Origin of the sequence: Xanthobacter aminoxidans (genome assembly GCF_023571765.1) — a bacterium.
Taxonomy (GTDB): domain Bacteria; phylum Pseudomonadota; class Alphaproteobacteria; order Rhizobiales; family Xanthobacteraceae; genus Xanthobacter; species Xanthobacter aminoxidans.
In genome coordinates, this window is the sequence record NZ_JAMJXC010000009.1 from 170,436 (window position 1) to 192,272 (window position 21,837).

19 protein-coding genes are annotated in these 21,837 nt (G+C 67.4%); 12 read left to right on the forward strand and 7 right to left on the reverse strand.

What is annotated here, in order from left to right; genetic code table 11:
* Positions 1 to 60: 60 nt before the first annotated feature.
* Positions 61 to 1,938: an oxidoreductase gene (locus EJ105_RS15510; RefSeq protein WP_284145470.1), complete on the forward strand. Its 1,878-nt coding sequence runs from the start codon at positions 61 to 63 to the stop codon at positions 1,936 to 1,938.
* A gap of 411 nt (positions 1,939 to 2,349) precedes the next feature.
* On the forward strand, positions 2,350 to 3,510 hold the full coding sequence (locus tag EJ105_RS15515) for an ABC transporter substrate-binding protein (protein WP_250167074.1): 1,161 nt from the start codon (positions 2,350 to 2,352) through the stop codon (positions 3,508 to 3,510).
* Between the two features lie 53 nt (positions 3,511 to 3,563).
* Here the strand turns inward: EJ105_RS15515 and EJ105_RS15520 are convergent, their stop codons facing one another.
* Positions 3,564 to 4,244, reverse strand: coding sequence for a TetR/AcrR family transcriptional regulator (locus EJ105_RS15520; RefSeq protein ID WP_250167075.1), 681 nt, complete (start codon positions 4,242 to 4,244; stop codon positions 3,564 to 3,566).
* Between the two features lie 166 nt (positions 4,245 to 4,410).
* On the opposite strand from EJ105_RS15520, the gene EJ105_RS15525 reads away from it, so the two are divergent.
* The 7 genes from EJ105_RS15525 (at position 4,411) to EJ105_RS15555 (ending at position 11,857) form a co-directional block, all read left to right on the forward strand.
* Complete coding sequence (locus EJ105_RS15525) at positions 4,411 to 5,967, forward strand: acyl-CoA synthetase (RefSeq protein ID WP_250167076.1); 1,557 nt, start codon at positions 4,411 to 4,413, stop codon at positions 5,965 to 5,967.
* Complete coding sequence (locus EJ105_RS15530; protein ID WP_250167077.1) at positions 5,964 to 7,127, forward strand: thiolase C-terminal domain-containing protein; 1,164 nt, start codon at positions 5,964 to 5,966, stop codon at positions 7,125 to 7,127. Before EJ105_RS15525 ends, EJ105_RS15530 begins: the two co-directional genes overlap by 4 nt.
* Positions 7,128 to 7,159: 32 nt before the next feature.
* A complete protein-coding gene (locus tag EJ105_RS15535) occupies positions 7,160 to 7,954 on the forward strand; it encodes an enoyl-CoA hydratase/isomerase family protein (RefSeq protein WP_250167078.1) in 795 nt (264 codons plus the stop codon).
* A 43-nt stretch (positions 7,955 to 7,997) separates the two neighbouring features.
* The gene (locus EJ105_RS15540; protein ID WP_250167079.1) at positions 7,998 to 8,363 is read left to right on the forward strand and encodes a Zn-ribbon domain-containing OB-fold protein; all 366 of its coding nucleotides are present in this window, start codon (positions 7,998 to 8,000) and stop codon (positions 8,361 to 8,363) included.
* A gap of 116 nt (positions 8,364 to 8,479) precedes the next feature.
* Positions 8,480 to 9,376: a branched-chain amino acid ABC transporter permease gene (locus EJ105_RS15545; protein ID WP_250167080.1), complete on the forward strand. Its 897-nt coding sequence runs from the start codon at positions 8,480 to 8,482 to the stop codon at positions 9,374 to 9,376.
* A gap of 10 nt (positions 9,377 to 9,386) precedes the next feature.
* Entirely contained in the window at positions 9,387 to 11,153 is a 1,767-nt protein-coding gene (locus EJ105_RS15550; RefSeq protein WP_250167081.1) for a branched-chain amino acid ABC transporter ATP-binding protein/permease, read from the forward strand.
* Positions 11,150 to 11,857 (forward strand): ABC transporter ATP-binding protein, encoded by a 708-nt coding sequence (locus tag EJ105_RS15555; protein ID WP_250167082.1) that lies wholly within the window; start codon positions 11,150 to 11,152, stop codon positions 11,855 to 11,857. The genes EJ105_RS15550 and EJ105_RS15555 overlap by 4 nt, the downstream gene beginning before the upstream one ends.
* A gap of 70 nt (positions 11,858 to 11,927) precedes the next feature.
* On the opposite strand, the gene EJ105_RS15560 is transcribed toward EJ105_RS15555, so the two are convergent.
* The 6 genes from EJ105_RS15560 to EJ105_RS15585 all read right to left on the reverse strand — a co-directional run bounded on the left by EJ105_RS15560 (position 11,928) and on the right by EJ105_RS15585 (position 18,347).
* Positions 11,928 to 12,761: a GntR family transcriptional regulator gene (locus EJ105_RS15560; protein ID WP_250167083.1), complete on the reverse strand. Its 834-nt coding sequence runs from the start codon at positions 12,759 to 12,761 to the stop codon at positions 11,928 to 11,930.
* A gap of 98 nt (positions 12,762 to 12,859) precedes the next feature.
* On the reverse strand, positions 12,860 to 13,876 hold the full coding sequence (locus EJ105_RS15565) for an ABC transporter substrate-binding protein (RefSeq protein WP_250167084.1): 1,017 nt from the start codon (positions 13,874 to 13,876) through the stop codon (positions 12,860 to 12,862).
* A gap of 104 nt (positions 13,877 to 13,980) precedes the next feature.
* Positions 13,981 to 14,865, reverse strand: coding sequence for an MBL fold metallo-hydrolase (locus EJ105_RS15570; protein WP_250167085.1), 885 nt, complete (start codon positions 14,863 to 14,865; stop codon positions 13,981 to 13,983).
* Positions 14,866 to 14,905: 40 nt separating this feature from the next.
* Positions 14,906 to 15,805, reverse strand: a complete 900-nt coding sequence (locus EJ105_RS15575) for an ABC transporter permease (protein ID WP_024280143.1) — start codon at positions 15,803 to 15,805, stop codon at positions 14,906 to 14,908.
* Entirely contained in the window at positions 15,798 to 16,616 is an 819-nt protein-coding gene (locus tag EJ105_RS15580; RefSeq protein ID WP_024280142.1) for an ABC transporter ATP-binding protein, read from the reverse strand. The genes EJ105_RS15575 and EJ105_RS15580 overlap by 8 nt, the downstream gene beginning before the upstream one ends.
* A gap of 630 nt (positions 16,617 to 17,246) precedes the next feature.
* Positions 17,247 to 18,347, reverse strand: coding sequence for a linear amide C-N hydrolase (locus EJ105_RS15585; protein WP_250167086.1), 1,101 nt, complete (start codon positions 18,345 to 18,347; stop codon positions 17,247 to 17,249).
* 238 nt (positions 18,348 to 18,585) lie between these two features.
* Between EJ105_RS15585 and EJ105_RS15590 the strand changes: the two genes are divergently transcribed.
* The 3 genes from EJ105_RS15590 to EJ105_RS15600 are packed head-to-tail and all read left to right on the forward strand — an operon-like array spanning position 18,586 to position 21,832.
* Positions 18,586 to 18,882 carry a YtcA family lipoprotein gene (locus EJ105_RS15590; RefSeq protein ID WP_245279340.1) on the forward strand — a complete coding sequence of 99 codons (297 nt, stop codon included), beginning with the start codon at positions 18,586 to 18,588 and terminating at the stop codon, positions 18,880 to 18,882.
* Positions 18,883 to 18,885: 3 nt separating this feature from the next.
* Positions 18,886 to 19,935, forward strand: coding sequence for a multidrug transporter subunit MdtN (mdtN, locus tag EJ105_RS15595; protein WP_250167087.1), 1,050 nt, complete (start codon positions 18,886 to 18,888; stop codon positions 19,933 to 19,935).
* Positions 19,919 to 21,832, forward strand: a complete 1,914-nt coding sequence (locus tag EJ105_RS15600; RefSeq protein WP_250167088.1) for an FUSC family protein — start codon at positions 19,919 to 19,921, stop codon at positions 21,830 to 21,832. The genes mdtN and EJ105_RS15600 overlap by 17 nt, the downstream gene beginning before the upstream one ends.
* Positions 21,833 to 21,837 lie beyond the last annotated feature (5 nt).

Consider the following 21,837-nt stretch of genomic DNA (forward strand, 5'->3'; position numbering starts at 1 on the left):
CGGTCCTGTTCCGACGCCGGCGACCGACGACGCCGGCGGTCTTCAGCGAGTCCTTCTCCGATGCCAGCCCACGCCAGCTTTCCCCATCTCTTCACACCGCTCCAGCTCAGGGCGAAAACGGCGCGCAATCGGTTGATCGTACCGGCCATGGCGACCCATTTCGCCGAGCCTGACGGTTCGGCGGGCGAGCGCCTTGCCGCTTATCTGGAGGCCCGCGCCGAGGGCGGCTTTGGGATCGTGGTGACGGAGAATATCGGTGTGCACCCGGGAGGGCGGGTGATGGCCCGAATGCTTATGGCGGAGGATGAGTCCCGGATCGCGGGCCTCGCGCGCCTCGCCACGGCGATCCGCGGCCATGGGGCCCTCGCCATCGGGCAGATCAACCACGGCGGCCGGCAAACCTCCAGCCGCCTGACCGGGCAGGAGCTTGTCGCCCCCTCGGCAATCGCATGCCCGCTGATGCGTGAAATGCCCCGGGCATTGTCGGCGGACGAGATTCCCGCGTTGCAGGAGGCCTATGTGGCGGCGGCGGGGAGGCTGGAGAAGGCGGGATTTGACGGCGTGGAGATCCATGCCGCCCATGGCTATCTGGCCGCCTCTTTCCTTTCCGCCTATTCCAACCGGCGCGAGGATGCCTATGGCGGCTCGCCGGAGAACCGCCTGCGCTTCCTTGCGGGCATCGTCGCGGGCATTCGGGTCCGTTGCAGTCCCGACTTTCTTCTCTTCGTGCGCATGAGCGTGGAGGAATTCGTCCCGGATGGACTCGTTCCGGCGGACGTCGTGGCGATCTCCCGGCAACTGGAGGCGCTGGGGTGCGACGTGATCTCCCTGTCCGTGGGCGTCTATGAATCCTACAACCAACTGACCATGTTGTCCGGCGAGCCGGAAGGCCCCTGGCTGGACCGCGCCGGCGTGGTGCGGCGGGCCATCGGCATTCCGGTGGTGGGGGTCGGTCGCATCAAGCGCCCGGAACGCGCAGAGGCGGCGCTGGCGGAAGGCAAGATCGACCTCGCGGCGATCGGGCGTGGATCGATCACCGATCCGGATTTTCCGAACCGTTTGTACCGAGGCGCGGGGCCGGCGGCGGTTGCTTGCATGTCGTGCAATCTCTGCCTCGGCCGCAGCGCACGACCGGAGATGATCTGCCCGGTCAATCCCTTCGTCGGCCGCGAGCGAGATCTGGCTCCGCCCGCCCCGAAACAGGGCATGCGGCTGCTGGTGCAGGGCGCCGGCTTCGCGGCCCTCACGGCCGCCTGGCTCGCGGCGCGCCGGGGCCTTGATGTCACTTTGGCCCATGGCGCGCAGCCGCTCGGAGGCATGCAGGCGTGGCGCAGCCGGGTGCCGGGTCAGGCGGAATATGCTGTCGCCGTGCGTGCGGTCGTGGAACGCGCCCGCGCCGAGGGCGTGGACATCCGGCCCGGCAGAGTGGCCCCCGCAGGTTTCGACCTGATCTGGCGCGAGCGCCGCCTCGAGCCGGCTCGCATCGATGCGGCATCGGCGTCAAAGACGGTTGTGACCGCCTACGCCGTGCTTGCCGACACAGCGGGCTCGATCAAGGGCCGCGTGCTGGTTGCCGGGGATGACCTTGCCGCCGTGGATGCGGCCCTGCTCTTGGCGGATCGAGGCCTCGCCGTCACGCTCCGCACTCCTGCGCGGGACATCGGGTTTGACGCTCATCCGGGCTTTCGCGTTCTCAACCGCCGACTGCTGCTGGAGCGCGGGGCGCAAATTGACATATCGGTCGCTGATCCCTGCGATCACGTGCAGAACTTCGATGCTGTCGTTGTCGGCAGGCTCGACGCTGCGTCTTCGGCCGATCCCCAGCTCTGGCACACCGACTGGGGAAATCCGGCCGATGCCCAGATCGACGATTGCTACGAACCGGGCGCCCTGGCTCAAGCCGTCTATCGGGCCGTAGAGCTGACGCAATCCTTTTGACATCCGTCGGTTTGCGACGGTGAGCTTTAGATCATAGAGCGGCAGAATGCGGTAGGGCCGGCCGTTCTCCCCCTCCCGTGAAGCCAAATTCGGCCAGCGGCCGATCTCAGGTTCAAGCGCCCTGACGTGATCGGCGGGAGCGCCATCGGCTCGCACCGCACCCTCCGCCGGTGTCCAGCAGAAGCGCGCCCCTTGGACAGGAAACCAGCGCCAGCGAGATCGACACTGCGACGTGCCGGCCGGACCGCACCGAGCTCCGGCCGGTTTGCGCTCGGGGGCACTTCCCCCTTGCGGTGCGCAGTTTGATCCGATACCCCTACTATAAAGATATAAAACTTACTCACGAGTTTTGCGGTCGCCTTGAACTGCGGAACCGATGAGTTTTGATGGGGAGGAGCGGGTATGGTTCGGATGGGATCAGGAGGAGGCGCGCTGCTCGCGGGCGCCGCCATGGCGCTGTTGCTCGCGCCGGTTGGCGCCGTGCGGGCCCAGACGCCGGTCAAGATCGGTGTGGTGGAAGGCCTGAGCGGACCGCCGGCCATCGTCGACTTCGGCGAGAGCTACCTGCAAGGCGTCAAGCTGGCGCTGGAAGACTACAAGGCGAAGGGTGGCAAGACGCCAATAGAGCTTGTGGTCTATGATGACGAGGCCAATCCCCAGCGCGCTGTTTCGGTGGTCCAGCGCCTGATCCAGAACGATGGCGTCGCTGGCGTCATCGGCACGGTGTCGAGCGGCAATGTCATGGCCTTTGCCCCCGTGCTCCAGCGCGCCGGCGTGCCGCTCATCGCCGGGCCGTCAGCCGCCACGGACATCACCACCAAGTTCATCGACCAGAAGCCGAGCTTCATCTTCCGCTGCTCGATGATCGAGAAATACCAGATCGACGCGATCCTCGATTGGGCGGTGAAGAACTACAAGAAGATCGGCCTGCTGCACTCGACCACCGGCTACGGCAACTTCGCCGCACAGGAGGCGACCGCCGGCCTGAAGGCGCGCGGCGTGGAGCTTGCGGCAGTCGAGGCGGCAGCGCCGGGCGTCAACGACCTGACGCCACAGATGATCAAGATGCGCGATGCCGGCGTCGATCTCATCCTGCACTTTCACGAGTCGTTCGAGCTGCCGTATCGGCCCCTGCCGCGGCTCGACTACAAGCCGACCTTCGCCGGCAACTGGGGCCTCTCCTCGCTGAAGGTGAAGGACATCGTGGGCGTCGAAGCCATCCAGGGCACCGCCATGGGCCAGGCTCTCGACCTCTCCGATCCGAAGGCGCAGGCCTTCAACAAGCGCATGACCGAGAAATACGGCAAGGACTATCGCTGGCCGGTGGTCGCCGCGCTCGGCTATGACGCGGGCCAGATCATGTTCGCCGCCGTGGACAAGGTCGGCAAGTCGGACCCGGCGAAGCTGCGGGATGCCATCGAGAACATCGACGGCGTCCAGGCGGTCTCCGCCACGCCGGCGAAGCCGTTCGGGCCGAACGACCACGAATGCCTCGGCCAGGGCGACATCTTCCTCGGCATCTGGAAGGGCGACACGGTGGTGCCCGCGCCGAAGCTGATGCCCCAGAAGTAGCCGCGCCGTTCGGCCGCCGGGGCGATCACGGTCCGGCGGCGCGAGGGGAGGGATCAGGCCTGTGACTTCGCTCTCTTGCGCGTGGGCTTCGGCGACGCCGGGGCCGCAAGGCCGGAGATCAGGAGAGCCGCGAAGCTCTCCATGATCTCCTCCGGCGTGTTGGGGCCGGAATCCCGATACCAGGCCGGAATCCAGTTGACCACGCCGAGGGCGAACAGGCTCGCGAGCTTCGGGTCGCAGGGGCCGATGGAGCCGTCGGCGACGCCAAGGGCGATCAGTTCCTTCGTGGCGGCGCTGATGCGCTTTCGGCGCGCCACCACGTTCGCGCGATCTTCAGGTGCCAGCGAATCCACGTCGGTGAGCACCGGGCAGTTTCCAAGGTCGCCGAAGATGCCTTCCATGTAGCGACGCAGGTAGATGATCAGCTTTTCGAGGCCCGTCCCGTCATGGGCCGCGGCGAGGGCGAGGCCCGCCTCGCCATTGTCCATGGCCACCTGGTGGCAGGCGTAGAGCAGCTCCTGCTTGCTCTTGAAATACTGGTAGAGCGTCGGCTTCGACACGCCGAGAACCGACGCCACATCATCCATGGACGTGTTGGCGAAGCCGCGGCGGTTGAAGGCGGATGCCGCCACCCGCAGCACCGCCTCGCGCTTGCGACGGCGCTGCTCGTCTCTGTCGAAGGCCGCACGCCCCGGCGCGGGAGCGCGGGTCGCCGCGCTGGGAGTGTCACTCATGAACTGGCAGGTCCTGCTTTCGGCGATAACGAGGAGCGGCTTCCCGGAGAACGCATCCGGCGCGCCGACCTCCGAACAAATACTGTGTCGCATGCTTGCATAAAACTCACAAAACAGCTAGCCTGACTCATCAGTAAATATAACTACTAAATGGTAGGGAGGGCCGATGAGCATCGCCACGCTCATCCTGCAGACCGCGCGACGCCTGCCGGACAAACCCGCGATCACCGACGCCAACGGTACCCTCACCTACGCCGCCTTCGCCGATCGGTCGGCCCGGATCGCCGGCGGCTTGCGCGCGATGGATCTCAAGCCGGGCGCGCGTGTCGTGCTGTTCATGGAGAACACCGGCGCTTTCTTCGAATGCCTCTTCGGCTGCTGGATCGCCGGCCTGTGCGCCGTGCCGGTCAACGCCAAGCTGCATCCGCGCGAGGTGATCGGCATCGCGGCAGATGCGGAGGCCGAAGCGCTCTTCACCACGCCCGGCCTGTCCGAGGCCCTTGCGGCCGAGATCGATGCCCTCGCCCAGCTCGCGATCATAACGACCGGCTCCGAGGCCTATGCGCGCCTTGTCGCCGCCGAGCCCATCGCCTGCGAGGATGCGGCGCCGGAAGAACGCGCCTGGCTGTTCTACACCTCCGGCACCACCGGCAAGCCCAAGGGCGCGATGCTCAGCCATCGCAACCTCCTGGCCATGTCGCTCGCCTACTATGCCGATGTCGATCCCATCGACACCGATGACACCCACATCGCATGCGCGCCGGTCTCCCACGGCGCGGGCCTCTACGCCTTGCCCTTCCTGATGAAGGGGGCGCATCAGGTGGTGCTGCCGGGCTTCGATGTGGAGGAGGTGCTGGAGGCCATCGCGCGCTACAGCAAGGTCGCGCTTTTCGCCGCCCCCACCATGCTCACGCGCATGGTGAACCATCCGGCGACGCTCTGCGCGGATCTGTCCAACCTAAAGACCATCTACTATGGCGGCGCACCCATGTACGTCGCCGACCTGAAGCAGGCCCTGCGCGTCATCGGCCCGAAGCTGTGCCAGATCTTCGGCCAGGGCGAATCCCCCATGACCATCACCTTGCTGCCGAAGGCGCTGCATGTGCGCGCCGATGGTGCTCCGGCCGACGACGCCGTGCTGGGCTCCTGCGGCTTCCCCCGCTCCGGGCAGGAGGTGCGGGTGGTCGACGAGAACGGGCATGATCTCCCGCCCGGCGAGGTGGGCGAGGTCATCACCCGCAGCGATTGCGTGATGGAAGGCTACTGGAACAACCCCGCCGGCACGGCAGCCGCCCTGCGCGACGGCTGGCTCTACACCGGCGATGTCGGCAGCCTCGACGCGCGCGGCTACCTCACGCTGCGCGACCGCTCCAAGGACCTCATCATCTCCGGCGGCAGCAACATCTATCCCCGCGAGGTGGAGGAGGTGCTGCTGCGCCATGAAGGCGTGCTGGAGGTGTCCGTCATCGGCGCGCCTCATCCCGACTGGGGCGAGGAGGTGGTGGCGTTCGTCGCCGTGCGCCCGGGGGCGGAGGTCGACTCTTCCGAGCTGGACCAGCTCTGCCTCGACAACATCGCCCGCTTCAAGCGACCCAAGCGCTACCGCTTCGAGGCGGCGCTGCCGAAGAACAACTACGGCAAGATCCTCAAGACCGAGCTGCGCCGCCGGCTTGCCGAGGCCGATGCCGCAGCGGGTGTCCAGGACCAGGGAGCCACCTCATGAGGCCGGTCTTCGTCGCCGGCATCGGCTCCTCGGCCTTCGGCCGTCACCCGGAAACGTCTATCGAGGCCCTCGCCATCCGCGCGGCGGACGCGGCGATCCGCGAATCCGGGCTCGATCGTGGTGACGTCGGAGCCCTCTATCTCGGCAATTTCGTCGCGGGGCCGCTGCTCGGGCAGGAGGTGCTGGCGGGGCTGGTGGCGGACGGGCTCGGCCTGCCGCAGATTCCTTGCACCAAGGTGGAGGGCGCATGCGCCTCCGGCGGCATCGCCTTCCGCCACGCCTATCTCGCGGTGGCGACCGGCATGTGCGACATGGCGCTCGCCGTGGGCGCGGAGAAGATGACCCATGCCGACACGGCGGCCGTCACCTCGGCACTCAACTGCGCCATGGATTTCCGCAGTGACGGGGTGAGCGGGCTTACCTTCCCCGGACTGTTCGGCCTTGCCTGGCGCCTCTATGAGCAGCGTTACGGCGCGACGCGGGACGACATCTCCGCCGTCGTGCGCAAGAACAAGGGCAACGGCCTGCGGAACCCGCTCGCCCAGATGGGCGCGGAGCTCTCCGTCGAGGAGATCGGCAACGCCCGCCTCATCTGCGATCCGTTGCGACTTTACGATTGCTGCCCGGCCAGCGACGGCGCGGCTGCCGTGCTCCTCGTCGCCGGCGATCGCCTGCGCGACGTGATCCCACAGCCGGTGCAAGTGCTGGCCTCGGCGCAGGCGCGTGGCAGCGCGCGCATCGCCGGCCATCCGGACCTCTGCACCTTCGAGGCGACGGTGGCCGCAGCCCAAGGAGCCTATGCGCAGGCGGGCATCACCGCCGACGAGGTGAGCTGCGTGGAGCTGCACGATTGCTTCTCCATCGCGGAGATCATCGATGCCGAGGATCTCGGCCTGATGCCGCGTGGTGCGGGGGCCGCCTATGCCGCCGAGGGTCGCACCGCCGTCGACGGCGACCGGCCCATCAACGCCAGTGGCGGGCTGCTGGCCAAGGGCCATCCGGTGGGCGCGACCGGCCTCGGCCAGATCTATGAGAGCGTGCTCCAGCTGCGCGGCGCGCACCCCAACCAGGTGAAGGGGGCGAAGGTGGCCCTCACCCACAATCTCGGCGGCACGGGCGTCGCCTGCACGGTCAATATCCTGCGCGCGACCGACGCCTGAGCGCGTCCCCCGCAACAGCATCGGAACATCCCATGGGCGACATTCGCTGCGACCGCCACGGCAAGGTCTGGCTCATCACCATCGACCGCCCTGCGGTGATGAACTCTCTCGACTTCGCCGCCAATGACGAACTGGTTGAAGTCTTTCGTGATTTCGACCGCGACGACGGCGCCCACGTGGCGGTCGTCACGGGCGCGGGCGACAAGGCCTTCTGCGCCGGCGCCGACCTCAAGACCTACACGGTGAATTTCGCCCGCACGCCAGCCCCGGAGTTCCGCACCCGCTATACCAACGGCCCGGGCTTCGGCGGCATCACCCGCTCCGTGGAGATCGACAAGCCCATCGTCGCTGCGGTGAATGGCTTCGCCATCTCCGGCGGGTTCGAGCTGGCGCTCGCCTGCGACCTCCGGTTCTGCGCGCCCAACGCGGAATTTGCCCTGCAGGACGCCAAATGGGGGTTCCATGCCTGTGACGGCGGGCTCATCCGGTTGCCGCAGATCGTCGGGCTGGGCCATGCCATGGAGATCATCCTCTCCGGCGACCGCGTGAACGCCGAGCATGCGTTCCGCATCGGCCTCGTCAATCGCATCGTGCCGGCCGAAGACCTGGTGGCCTTCACCCTCGACTATGCGCAGATGCTGGCGAAGCGCTCGCCCCTCTCCCACCGCTTCGCCAAGGAGGTGATGCGCCGTGCGGTCGGCATGCCCATGGGCGAGGCCCTGCGGCTCGAATCCCGCTCCTTCTACGATCTCGGCCAGAGCCAGGACATCGTCGAAGGCACCACCGCCTTCCGCGAGAAGCGCGAGGCCGATTTCCAGGGTCGCTGAGTTCTTCACCATCGATCACAGCCATTTGGATCACAACCCGCCCATGTCCTCCGTCCTCTCCGCCTCGCCTGTCATCGAGATCCTGCGGTGTGCCGACTGCGGCCAGCTCGATCCGGGCCCGCGCGAGCTTTGCGCCTCCTGCTACAGCCCCAGGATGGAACCGGTGACGGTCGATGGCGACGGTGTCCTCGTCTCCTGGACGCTGGTGCGCCGTCCGCCGACCCGCTTCCAGGCGGACGGGCCCTATGCGGTGGCGGTGGTGGACCTCGACTGCGGTGTGCGCCTGACCGGGCGCCTTGCGAGCGTGCCGTTCGAGGAGGCCGAAGCGCCGCCGCTCGGTGCCCGCATGCGCGTCTGCGGCGGAAGCGCTGGCATTGCGCTGTTCGCGCCGGCCGACGCCGGCCGCTGAGTTTTCGCACGACGAGGCCGGCGCAAGACCGGCCGGAGAAAGCCTCCGGGAGAACGCATGCACACGAGACCGCCCGAACCGCATCCGTCCTTTCCGCCCTGCCGGGGAGGGGCGTCATGACCCTCCTCAACTTTTTCCAGCTCCTCGTCAGCGGCATCGCGATGGGCGCCATCTACACGCTCACCGCCAAGGGCCTGTTCATCACCCATCTTGCCACCCACCGGCTGAATTTCGGCCAGGGTGATTTCCTCATGGTGGGCGCTTTCGCCTCCATCGGCATGCTCACCGCGGGCGTTCCGGCGCCCCTCGCGGTGCTCGGCGTGCTCGTCATCATGGGCGTGCTTGGCTATCTGCTGGAGCGCTTCGCCATCCGCCCCCTGGACCGGCTCGGCGACCGCGCCGGAGCCTATTCCTGGGTGCTGACCACCGCGGGATCGGCGCTGATCCTCCAGAACATCGTCGAACTCGGTTTCGGCAAGTCCGCGCAATATGCGCCGCCCCTGTTCTCCAAGACCCGCGACAACGTCATCAACATCTTCGGCGTCGGAATCTTTTTCGAGGAGGCGGCGATCATCATCACCGCCTTCGTCGTCGTGGGCGCCTTCTACTGGTTCCTGTTCGGCTCGCGCTGGGGCAAGGCCGTCTATGCCGTGGCCTTCAATCCGGAGGCGGCTTCCCTCTTCGGCATCGACGTGCGCGGCGTGGTGGTGCTGGTGTTCGTGCTCGCCGCGCTGATGGCCGGCATCTCCGGCGTGCTGGTCGGGCCGCTGGTGTCGGTGCATCCGCACATGGGGCTGATCTTCACCATCAAGGCATTGGCGGTCGCGGCGGTGGGTGGCTTCACCAATCCCGTCGGGATCCTGGTCGGTGGCCTGCTGTTCGGGGGCGCGGAGGCATTTTCCAACTATTGGGACAGCGCCTTCGGCGACCTCTACCCGCTGCTCTTCGTCATGGCCCTCCTCGCTGTGCGCCCGTCCGGGCTGTTCGGCGAGCGACGTGCCGACGTGCGTTGAGGAGGCCCAGATGCCAAGCCTTATGCCACGCATTCCCCGCCTTGCCGTCTATGGCCTCGCCGCCGCCGCCATCGCGATATTCCCGCTGGTCGCTCCGAACCCCTTCTTCGTCCATGTGGGGCAGACCTTCGCCTACACCGCCATCGCGGTGATCGGCCTCAACATCCTGCTGGGGCTCTCCGGGCAGATGTCGCTCGGTCACGGCGGCTTCTATGCTGTGGGTGCCTACGTCTCCGCCATCCTTGCCACCACCTATGGCTGGCCGCTCACGGTCTCCATGGCGATGGCGCTCGCCGCCTGCCTTGTCGTCGGGCTGATGGTGGGGGCGGTGGCGCTCCGCACGCGGGGGCTCTACCTCGCCATGGCGACGCTCGCCTTCGGTTTCATCGTCGAGATCGTGGCCCAGCGCTGGGTGAGCGTGACCGGTGGGACCATGGGCCTTATGGGCGTGCCGCAGGTCGACTTCGGCAATTTCCGCATGGGGCCAACCTATTTCTTCTGGTTCGCCGCCGGCCTGCTGCTGCTGGTGCAGATCGCCAGCGACTATGTGTTCGGCTCCTCCATCGGCCGCCGTCTCAATGCGGTGAAGGAAAGCGTATCCTTCGCCGCGACGGTCGGGCTCAACGTGCCGCTCTGGCGCATCGGCGTGTTCGCAGCCAGTGCTGCGCTGGCGGGACTGGCGGGCGTGCTGTTTGCACACCAGAGCGGGTTCGTCTCCTCCGATGCCTTTAACATCCGCCTCACGATCTCGCTGCTGATCGCCACCGTCATCGGCGGGCTGGGGCGTTCGGCCGGGCCGCTGCTCGGCACCGCGATCCTGATCGGCATCGCTGAGGCCATCGCCGCGGTGCACGACATCGGCCTCATGCTCTATGGCGGCATCCTGCTGGTGGTACTGCTCCTCTTCCCCGAAGGCGCCATCGGCCTGTTCGGCAGGCGGCGGGCGAAGAGCGGCGTCGCGGCGGATGCCGTTTCGGCCTTCCTTCCGGCCCTTGCCGCACGCGGCCGGGCCGCCGGGCGGCTCGACGTGGAGGGCGTGACCAAGAGCTATGCGGGCGTCGTGGCGCTGCGCGACGCAACGCTCTCGGTCGAGCCCGGCACGGTCCATGCGCTGATCGGCCCGAATGGGGCCGGCAAGTCCACCTTCATCAACGTGGTGGCGGGCCTCTATGCCCCCACGGCCGGCCGCATCCTGATCGGCGGCTCGGACGTGACCCAACTGCCGGCGCATCGCCGCGCGCGCCTCGGGCTGGTGCGCACCTTCCAGAACCTTCAGCTCATCCAGGGCGTGAGCGTGCTGGAGAACGTGATGCTGGGGATGGAGCGCCGCCGCGGCCTCCTTGCCGACGTGCTCGATTTTCTCGGTGGCAAGGGCCATGAGGCCCGCGAGCGGGCGGAGGCTGCCTCCATCCTCGCCTTCCTCGGCATCGGCACCCTTGCGGACATGAAGCCCAAGGACCTGTCCTATGGGCACCGCAAGCTGGTGGAACTGGCCCGCGCCATCGCCCAGAAGCCCGCCATTCTGCTGCTGGACGAGCCGGTGGCGGGCGTGAACCCGCAGGAGGCGCGGGAGGTCGCGCGCATCGTCGGAAAGCTCCGGGACGCCGGCATCAGCGTGCTGCTGGTGGAGCACAACATGGAGTTCGTGATGGGCCTTGCCGATCGCGTCACCGTGCTTGATTTCGGCAACCGGATCGCCTGCGGCACGCCGGCTGAGGTGCAGAAGGACCCCAACGTCATTCGCGCCTATCTCGGCGCCGTGGAGGATGCGGCATGATCGAGGTCGATCACATCGATGTCGCCATCGGTCCGGTCGGGATCCTGCATGATGTCTCCCTGCGGCTGACGCAGGGGCGGCTGGTGACGGTGATCGGAGCCAACGGCGCGGGCAAGACCACGCTGTTGCGCACGCTCTCCAACATTGTCACCCCGCGCTCAGGGGCGATCCGCTTCGGCGGCAAGCCGACCGCCGGCATCAAGCCTCACCTTCTGGCGCGCGCGGGACTGGTGCATGTGCCTCAGGGGCGGCAGATCGTTCCCGGCCTGACGGTGCGCGACAATCTGGTGATCGGCGCCGACCGCGTGGCCGGTCTCGACGCCGACACCATTGCGCAGGGGCTGGAGCGGGAGTTCGCGCGCTTCCCCGTGCTGAAGGAGCGCCAGCACATCCTCGGCGGCAACCTCTCCGGCGGCGAGCAGCAGATGCTCGCGGTGAGCCGGGCGCTGATGATGCGGCCGAAGGTGCTGCTGCTGGACGAGCCGTCCCTCGGGCTCGCGCCGCAGGTGGTGACGACCATCCTCAAGGCGCTGCGGAGCCTTGCCGACGATGGTCTCGCCGTGCTGCTGGTGGAACAGCTCGCCCTGCTCGCGCTCGATACGGCAGACGAGGCCCATGTGCTGCAGCGCGGGCGCGTCGCCCTCAGCGGACCGGCCCACGACCTGCGCCGCGACCGGGCCGTGATCGAGAGTTATCTGGGATAGCTCCCGGTCGCCGCCTTTGCCGGTCACAGGACGCCGCCGCCGCGTCTCCGCCCTCGCCTGAGGGGAGCTTTCACGCGGACCGGGGCGCCTGGCTGTCGATGCGCATGAAGAATTGGGTGCGCGGGACGAAGATGCGCTGGAACGAGCCGTAATGCGCCGGGCTCGCCGAGCTGAAGATTTCCACCACCATGCCGATGGTCTTAGCTTCCACTCCGATCTTGGAGCAGATGTCGCGCGGCAGCGGCTCGATGCGGATGTCATACGTCATGCGCTGGACCGTCAGGTTCAGCTCACGGCGCAGATTGACGCCTTCCAGTGCCGTCCGCTTGTCCTTGCGCACCTGGTCATAAACCCGCGCATCAATGATGAACTGGCTGTAAACGAGGAATTCGTGGCCGATGTCGACGATGCGGTCGATCTCGACCACCTCGTCTTCCACCCACTGCATGTGCATGTTCCAGGACCCGCGGCTCCTGTGCCGGTGAATACGGTCCACCTGGGGGAAGACGGGAAAGAAGTTCTCGCGCCGCTCATCGCTGAACAGGAAGTGCCAGACCGTATCCACCTGGCGCGGCTCGCGATTGACGAAGCTGCCGGCCCGCCCCTGCTTGCGATCCACCGCCCCGTCCTGCACCAGTTCGCGATAGGCCTTCTGCACCGTCCCGAGACTGAGCCCGGTGGCGAGCGCCAGATCCTTCTCCGGCGGCAGGCGGTCGCCAAGGCTCCAGTATCCCTCGCGAATTCCCGCCAGCACCGCGTCCCGCAGCTGGAGGTATTTGGGGGACTGGCCGGGGTCCTTCGGCGCAAAGCGGCGCCAGAAGTCGTGGCCCGCCTGGGACGCCGGAGCCTTGGTCACGGCATCTGCCTTGTCGTGCGTCGCACGCGGAACCCGAGGCTTTGTCATGGGAGATTCCGAACGCAGGTGAGAGGGCGGTGGTACTGACATTCCCCGGAGGAGGCAAGGCGCCGGCACGTGGCGTGTCCGGTGCCCGCCACGAGGGGTCAATCGCCGGGCAGATCGTGGACGTTGCTGAAGAAAACGTCCTTCCAGGAGGTCGGCAGGTTCTTCAGCAGGCCGGTCTTGTGCATGTATTGCGCGAAGACCATCACCTTCCGGGGCGTCGGCGAAAAGGTCATCATGTTGGGATCGTTCAGGATCGCCACGATCTCGGCCACCGACAGCTTCGAATTGTCGAACCGCTTGAACGCCTCCGCCGCCGCGGTTTTGTCGGCAGCGATGAGGCCCATCGCCTCGGTCAGCGCCGCATAGGTGGCGGCGTAGAGCTTGGGATTGGCCGCCCGCCACTTGTCATTGGCATAGGCGGTGATCAGCGTGTTGGCGCCGCCGGTGACATCATAGGAACTGAGGATGGTGCGCACGTTCGGATTGGCGAGCTCCATCTGGATGAAGGGCACAGTCGTCACATGCGTCCTGGCGACGGCACCGCCCGAGAGCAGCGCGGCGACGCCGTCGGGATGGGACATGGTGATGGCCAGCGTGTCGAACTTGTTGCGCTGGTCGAACCCGAAAGCTTGTGCGGTGGCCATCTCCAGGATCAGCGCATGCTGCGTGCCCTTGCCGGCGGCCATGGCGATCCGGTCGGTGGGCTTGAAGTCCTTGATGGACGTGATCGCGGGATCGATGGTGTTGAAATAGATCGGGGAATCGCAGATCGCCATCATCCCCTTCACGGGGGCGAACTTCACCGTCTTGTCCCACAGATTGAGCATCACCGACGTGCCGGCCATGGCGATGTCGGCATTGCCGGAGATCAGCGCATCGGTGATGGCCGGGCCGCTGGTCAGCTGCGAGTAGATGACCTTGGCATCGGGCAGGCCGAGGGCCGTCGCATGCTTTTCGATCAGCTTGTTTTCCGCCGCGACGATCATGGGCAAATAGCACAGGCCGAGACCGCTCACGACACGCACCTCGGCCGCCGCGGCGGGCCTCGCGAGGGGCGGGGTGATGGTGGCGGCAAGAGCGACGGCCAATGCGGCCAGCCGGGCAAAATGTTTCATCTGGATCCCCTCATTGTCTGGAAGGTTCCGCGCCAGTTCGGCGTCTCGTTTTGCGATCGATGAAACGCGACGCCCGCAGGCGCCGCGTTCCCATTTTCAATGCCTCAGAGCAGGCGGTCGTTCTGCGGTCCCTTGAGCGGGATTTCCATGAGATCCTCGCCGAAGAAGATGTTGCCGCCGTACACGCGAGAGATGTCGGCGACCACCCGCTCCCTGAGGCCGGGCCGGTCGAACTGCTCGGTGATGTGGGTGAGCACAAGGTTCTTCACCCGGGCATCGCGCGCCAGCTCGGCCAGCTCCATATGCCCCATGCAGCTGTGCGAGAAATCGGGGCTGTAATTGGTGCCGGAGAGGTAATGGCACATGTGCACCAGCACGTCGCAATCCCTTGCCAGCACGTGCATGCTCTCCGCCGGCCCGCTGTCGCCGGAATAGACGAAGACGCCTTCTGGCGTCGTCAGGCGGAAGCCGAGGGTCACGAGGAAGGGCTGGAAGTGGTTCACCTGATCCGTCTCCAGCGTCCAGCCATCGCCCTTGATGACGTCGCCGGGCGACAGCGTCGTGACCTCCGGGGCGGGGCGCGGCCGGGGCAGGGTGCCGCCGCGGGCCTTGAACAGATCGAGGCTCGAACCGTGCGACGTGCGCGCCACCAGATCCGCATTGTACACGCCATCGAGCCCGAACAGGCGCTCGGTGATATCGGCGATGGGCGCCGGCCCGAACACCTTCAGCTCGGGAATGCGGTCGGCGCCCTGGTCCCAGCGCGTCAGGAGCAGGCGGCCATAGTCGCCGCAATGGTCATAGTGCAGGTGGGAGAAGAAGAGGTGGGTCACCTTGGTCGCGGGGATACCCAGCTCCAGCAGGCGATGATGGGCGCCGAAGCCGTGGTCCATGACGATCACGTCGTTGCCGGTCTCGATCACATAGCCGGAGGACATGCGGCGCAGGGACGGCGTGGGCGTGCCTGTGCCGAGAAGGCGAATACGCATGGGACTGCTCTTTTCCTTGGGTTGTATGTGCAGGGTGAGGTCAGCCGCGGCTCATGCCCCAGCGGCGGATGGTGCGGGCCTCGATGGTGCGGAAGATCAGTCCTTCCACCAGCAGGCCGATGATGATGACGCAGGTGAGCCCGGCGAAGACCTGATCGGTCTCCAGCTGGTTGCGTTTCTCGAACAGGAACCAGCCGAGGCCACCGGAGCGCGAGGACACGCCGAACACCAGCTCCGCCGCGATCAGCGTGCGCCAGGCGAAGGCCCAGCCGATCTTCAATCCGGAGAGGATCGAGGGGAAAGCGGCCGGGATCAGGATCAGCGCCACGTAGCGCACGCCGCGCAGACCGTAGTTCTGGCCGGCCAGCCGCTGGGTTTCGGAGACGCCCAGAAAGCCCGTCAGCGTGTTGAGGGCCACCGCCCAAAGCACGGAATGCACGATGACGAAGACGAGGCTCGGAATACCAAGTCCGAACCACAGCAGCGCCAGCGGTAGGAGGGCGATGGCGGGCAGGGGATTGAACATGGCGGTCAGGGTCGCCAGAAGGTCGGCACCCAGCCGCGAGGAGACGGCGAAGGTGGTCAGCATGGCCGCAAGGGCGATGCCGATGGCATAGCCCGTCATGAGCACCTGGAGCGTGGCGCCGATGCGCTGGAGCAGGACGCCGTGGATGAGGCCATCCCACAAGGCGCGCAGGGTATCCGTCAGCGTGGGGAACATCAGCGGGTTGGAGAGCCAGATGGCATAGACCTGCCAGGCCACCATCAGCGCCACGACGATGGCACCGCGCCTGACCCCCTCCATGTTGGCGAGGTGCTCCCAGAGCGAGAGCGGGCGCTCGATCTCGGCCGCATCGCTCACGGGGGGCGTGGTCCGCTCGAATTCCGGCCGGATCGGCGGAGACAGCCGGGCGACCGGCAAGGGGGTGATTTCAGCCATGGTGCCCCTCGGCGAAAAGCATGGTGTTGATCTTCTGGGACAGGGCCATGAAATCGCTGCCGCCCTGATGGTCGTGCCCGTATTGGTGGGCGTTCAGCTCCGCCTTCACCTGGCCGGGATGGGGCGAGAGCACGAGGATGCGCGAGCCGACCACGATCGCCTCCTCGATGGAGTGGGTGACGAACAGGACGGTGAAGCGGGTGTCGTCCCACAGCTGCAGTAGTTCGTCCTGCATCTGGCGGCGGGTCAGGGCGTCGAGGGCGGCGAAGGGCTCGTCCATCAGCAGGATGGCGGGCTCCATGGCCATGGCACGGGCGATGGCCACGCGCTGCTTCATGCCGCCTGACAGCATGTGCGGATAGGCATCGGCGAACTTGCCGAGCTTGACCTTCGTGATGCTGGCCATGGCCCGCGCACGGGCTTCGGCGCGGGGAAAGCGGCGACTGACCAGGATGGGGAACATCACGTTCTCCAGCACGGTCTTCCAGGGCATCAGCTGGTCGAAGTCCTGGAACACCATCATGCGGTCGGGGCCGGCGCCGTCGATCATCTGGCCGTTCAGCCGCATGAAGCCCGCCACCGGTTTCAGGAAGCCGGCGACGCCTTTCAGCAGGGTGGACTTGCCACAGCCGGAGGGGCCGAGCAGCACGAAGCGGTCGGCGGGATAGACTTCGAAGCTCACGTCGCGGGTGGCCGTGACGAGTAGATCGCGGGTCTTGTACTGGAGCGTGACCCCGGAGACCTCCAGCAATGGCCTCGTTTGTGAAGGCGGATACGTCTGGTCTTTCGGATGCATGGCGGCAGCGTTCATCGGCCCCCTCGTTGTTCCGGCTCTGGTTTCGCCTTCGACAGTGTCCGAACGGGACGCCGGCGCGGCGAATTGCATTTGTGATATGTAGCGAAAGATAAAACGCTATATAGCATACTGTCAAGCAAGCTGTAGCGGCGCCCGAATGGCGCGGAACGGCCGCGGTGCCGGCGGATGTTTCCATTCGCCCGGGGCGTTAGCTGGCGTGGAAGCGGCGTCGGCAAGCCATCCGTTCTCGGGGGCCGAGGTGCGCAGCCGGGCGGAATTCGGGCGCATGGGGATCACGTGGACTCCCGCGTCGCCGTGCCGGCAGAAGGCGGGCCATGTCCTCATTGTCGAGCGGCTTGATGGGGCTCGGCCTTGTCGCGGCCGTTGATCATCTCGGCGCAAGCAATGTCATAGCTGTCCCCGACGCTGCCGCCGGCGGGCGTGATGCCCGCCTTCGCAAGGCGCGGGGTGTCGGGGGGCTCAGCTGTTGCGAGCTGCGGTTGCCATGACGCACCGGACCGCCGCGATGAAGCGGGGCGGTTCACACCGATGCATCCCGCCGACGATGGCGGGAAAAGCGGCGGGCTGGGACCAGCACTGATACCGCGCCGGCCACGCCGGCCGCTTGGTTGATCGCGGACCGGACTACGCGTCCTTGAGGGCCCCGGTGGCATCCGCCGGAAGCCCGCTCAGCCGGCGCAGCGGGATGACCTTCGGGGCATCCACGCCCGCGAGCGCGTCTAGGTCGAGACGCGTGTAGTTCATGCCGGCGTAGTCGCGCACGAAGAACAGCCGCCGGCCGAGGTCCGAAAGGCTGGTCCAGCAGGTAAATTCCGTGGCGTAGGGGTGGGCCCCATCGTCCTTGAGGCCGGCCACCTCCATATGGCCGCCGCCGGAAGAATCGATCGAGATGCCACGCGGCCGATCGAAATTGTTCATCATGTGGGCGAGCGCGCAGACCGCCGCATCGGGCGTGTCGGCCTTCTCGGCGAACTGGGCATAATAGACCGCCCGCACGAAGCGCCCGACCGAGGTGCTCGACGAGGGGAGGCCGGCCGTGGCGATGCCGGAATCCGGCTGGCGCGCCTCGTAGCCGCCGAAGGTGGCGGCCGAGCGATCGACGTTGCTGAGGAAGGTGTAGTTGTCGAGATTGGTCAGGTGCCAGTCGAAGCGGGGCCCGTTCGTCATCACCCCGACGGGGTTGTCGTAGAGCTGCATCTCGCCCTTGTGGAACTCGATCACGAGCGAGGCGCCCGAAGCATCGTTCACCACATAATGGAAGGGCGAGACCGCCCCCTGCAGAATGGACAGGGCCTCCAGGACGACCGGCTGCGTGCCGAGCGCCGCCTTCACCTCCGCGACGCACGCGAACCGGCCCAGCACCCAGCTGCCGAGGTCGGAGGCGGCGAGAACGGCGCGCGTCATCTCCACCGCCTGCCCCCGGCCCGCGGCGGACGGGTAGGACAGCACGCTGAACGTGACGCCCTTGTCGTTCAACCCCTCGATGACCTTCAGGTCCGCGATGCCGAGCGGCGCCTCCGGCGTTGGCAACCGCCAGGGCATGGTGATGGCAAGAAAGGCGTGATCGAGCGTATAGGCGAGAGACGGATGGCCGGAGACCTCCGAGCTCACCGAAAAGCCGGCCGGGAAATAGGCCAGCTCGTACGGCAGCTCGACGGTCAGCTCGAGCGTACGGCCGAGGTACTTCCGCCCGGCTGAGTCGCTGTAGACGAGCGCTGTGCACATGCCGGCGTTTCCCCCGAAGCTGAAGCCTCGCACCGTGCGGGGCACGACATTTGGTGGCATATTTCGTGCCGCGCGCAAAGGCCGCGTACAACCGCGCTTCGCCGTCTTTGCTGTTTGATTTACCGTTAACCGTTTGTTAAGACTTGAAGATGGGACGACGCACGGGAATACCGCCTCGAGGCGACCTCCATCCCTGTGCGGGTTCAGTGGCGGAGGATCGTCCCGAGTGTCCCATCGATTGATCCGCGATATCGGCAGGGGCATCGGCGGCATGAAAAGCCTCCCCGTCACCGTCGTCATGGCCATGGCGCTCGGCGGCTGCGTGCCGGCTGGCGCGCCGTCCATTCCCTTTTTCGGCGCCTACTTTCCGTCTTGGCTGCTGTGCGCCGTCATCGGAATCCTCGGGGCGCTGCTGGTGCGGGTGGTGCTGGTCCGCCTGGGCGTCGACGACGTCATTCCGGCGCGTCTGGCCGTCTATGTCTGCGTGGCGGCGGGCATCGGCTTCCTGGTCTCGATTGTCAGCTTCGGGCGGTAGGTTGTGGAAGAGTCGGAGCAGGCCCATCCCCGGCGCGCGGTCGGTGTCGTCGTCAGCCTCATCGCGGTGGCGGCTGCCGTGGTGTTCGGCTGGCGCTATGTCCGCAATGCCGAACTCAATCCCCTCTCCCAGGACGCGGTCGTCACCGCCGATACGGTCAACGTCGCGCCCGCCGTTCCGGGGCGCATCGCGCGGATCGAGGCGAAGGACAATGGCAGTGTAGGCAAGGATGCGCTCCTGTTCGCGCTCGATGCCACCTCCTACAAGCTGCAGGCCGAGCAGGCTGCCGCGGACCTCAGGATCGCCGAGGCGGCGCTGGCGGACCGGGAGCGTGCCGTGTCGGCCGCGCGCTCAAACGCCGTGATCGCGCAGGAGCAGGTGGCGCGCGCCCGCTCCAACCTGGACCTCGCCAGCCAGACTCTCTCGCGGCTGGAGGCGCTCAGGCCCAAGGGCTATGTGAGCGCCCAGCAGGTGGACGATGCCGCCACCGCCAAGCGAGACGCCGAAATCTCCCTCCGGCAGGCCCTGCACCAGCAGGCGGCGGCCGACGCCCTGGTGAGTGACGCGGCAGCCGCCGCGGCCCTGGTGGACGCGCGACGGGCGGCGCTGGGGCTGGCGCAGAGGGCGCTCGCCGATACCGAGGTCCGCGCACCGTTCGACGGCAAGGTGGTGGGCCTCGCCGTATCGCCGGGCGAGTTCGTCATCTCCGGCCAGTCGATCTTCACCCTCATCAACACCGGGGCATGGTACGTCTCCGCCGCCTTCCTCGAGACCGAGCTGCCACGGATCGCCCCCGGCGATTGCGCCACCGTCTATGCGCTGGCGGACCGCGACCGGCCCATCAGCGGCCGGGTGGAGGGGATTGGCTGGGGCGTCGCGTCGGAGGAGCTCATCAAGCTGCCGCGGACGATGCCCATCGTGCCGAAGTCGCTGGACTGGGTGCGTGTCGCCCAGCGTTTCCCGGTGCGCATCCGCCTCATTGATCCGCCCGAAGGCCTCATGCGCATCGGAGCCTCCGCCACAGCGACGGTGCATCATGGCAGCCGCTGCTGACCGGCCGTGGCCGGCCATGGCGCGCCAGGCGTGGCGCGATCTGCTGCCCTTTCCGGGCCGCTTCGGACTGGCATGGCGCGTGGCGCTGCTGTGCGCGCTCGTGGCTGCAGTGGCGATGCTCTACAAGGTGCCGGAAGCCGCCATCGGCTGCTATCTCGTGATCTTCATCGCGCGGCCCGACGGAGCGGAGTGCGTTGGGCAGGGCATCGGCCTCATCCTTCTCGCTGGCGTTGTCGTGCTCGCCATGGCCCCCCTGATCGCGGCGACGGCTGACAATCCGATGCTGCGCATCGCGATCCTGGCGCTCTTCTCCTTCGTCTTCGTGTTCCTCGGCGCAGCCTCGCAGCTGGGGGAGATCGGCTCCATCATCGGCCTCGTCATCGCCTTCGTGCTGACCCTCGTGGACCAGCTTCCGGCGGGCGAGATCGCGACGCGCGGCCTGCTCTATGCCTGGCAGATGGCAGCCATGCCGATGGCGCTGATGATCGTCTTCAACATCGTGCTCGGCACCCCACCCCACCGCCTGCTGCGCCGGACGGTGGCCGAACGCCTGGCGGCGGCCGCCGATGCCCTGGCGCTGTCGCCGGCCGCCGCACCGGGACGGCTCGCGGCGCCCCTCGCCGAAGGCATAAGCGCCGACGGCCAGAAAGTGATGCTGGCCCGCCTGTTCCACACCGCTCCCTCCGCCGAGGTGACGTGGTTGTCGGGGGCCGCGCGCACCAGCTACCAGCTGCTGCTCGCCGTCGCCGCCCTGCCGGCCGGGATGGCGGAAGGGACGCGCGCCCAGCTCGCCGATTACTGCCGCAAGGCCGCCGGGCACGTCAGCGCGGGCCGGCGACCCGAGGCGCCGCAGACGGATGCCGCGCCCGAGAGCGAGACCCCGGTAGACCCGACGCCGGTGTCCACCGCCCAAGCCGCCGTGACGGCGGCGTTCGCCGGCCTCGCCCGGGCGGACGGCGGCACCCGTGCGGTGGCACCCAAGCCCCCCTTCCTCGCGGTCGACGCCTTCACCAATCCCGACTACCAGCGCTATGCCCTGAAGACGACGGCGGCGGCGATCGTCTGCTACCTGACCTATTCGCTGATCGGCTGGCAGGGCATCCACACCGCGATGATCACCTGCTACGTGGCGGCCCTCGGAACGACGGCGGAGACCGTCCACAAGCTGGCGCTGCGCATCTCCGGATGCCTCCTCGGCGCTGGGCTGGGCTTCTTCTCCATCCTGTTCGTCATCCCCCACCTGGAATCGGTGGGTGGGCTGATGGTGCTGGTTTTCCTCGGCATCCTCCCGGCGGCCTGGATCTCGTCGGGCAGCGAGCGCATCTCATACGCCGGCGTGCAGGTCGGGCTCGCCTTCCTGCTGACCATCCTCAACGGGTTCGCACCGAGCCTCGACATGTCGGCGGGGCGGGATCGCATCGTCGGCATCCTGCTCGGCAATCTCGTGGTCTATCTCATCTTCACCGGCATCTGGCCGAAGAGCGCCGTCCTCAACGTCCGGGCTCGGCTGTCGCGGGCTCTCGACGCGCTCGCGCGGCTCGCGGCGCGGGAGCCTGCGGAGCGCGCTCTAGCGGTGGACGACGCGTCTCTCGTGGAGACCGAGGCGGAGAAGGCGCGGCAGCAACTGCTGCTGCTGCCGTTCGAGCCGGCGTGGCAGCGCCCGGCGCGGGTAAGGATCGCGCGTCTCGACGCACTGATCGCGGACGTGCGCGCGGCGCTGCCGGTTCTCCTCTTCGCCGGAGCGTCCTCGCCGGAGATCTCGGCGCACTTCGCCCGCGCCGCGGAAGAGGTCGCCCGGGGCAGCGGCGGGGACCTGCCCGACATGAGCGAGGCAGACGGCGATCCCGGCATGCTCGCGGCGCTCGTGCGTCGCATCGAACGGCTGGCGGCAGGGTGACGGAA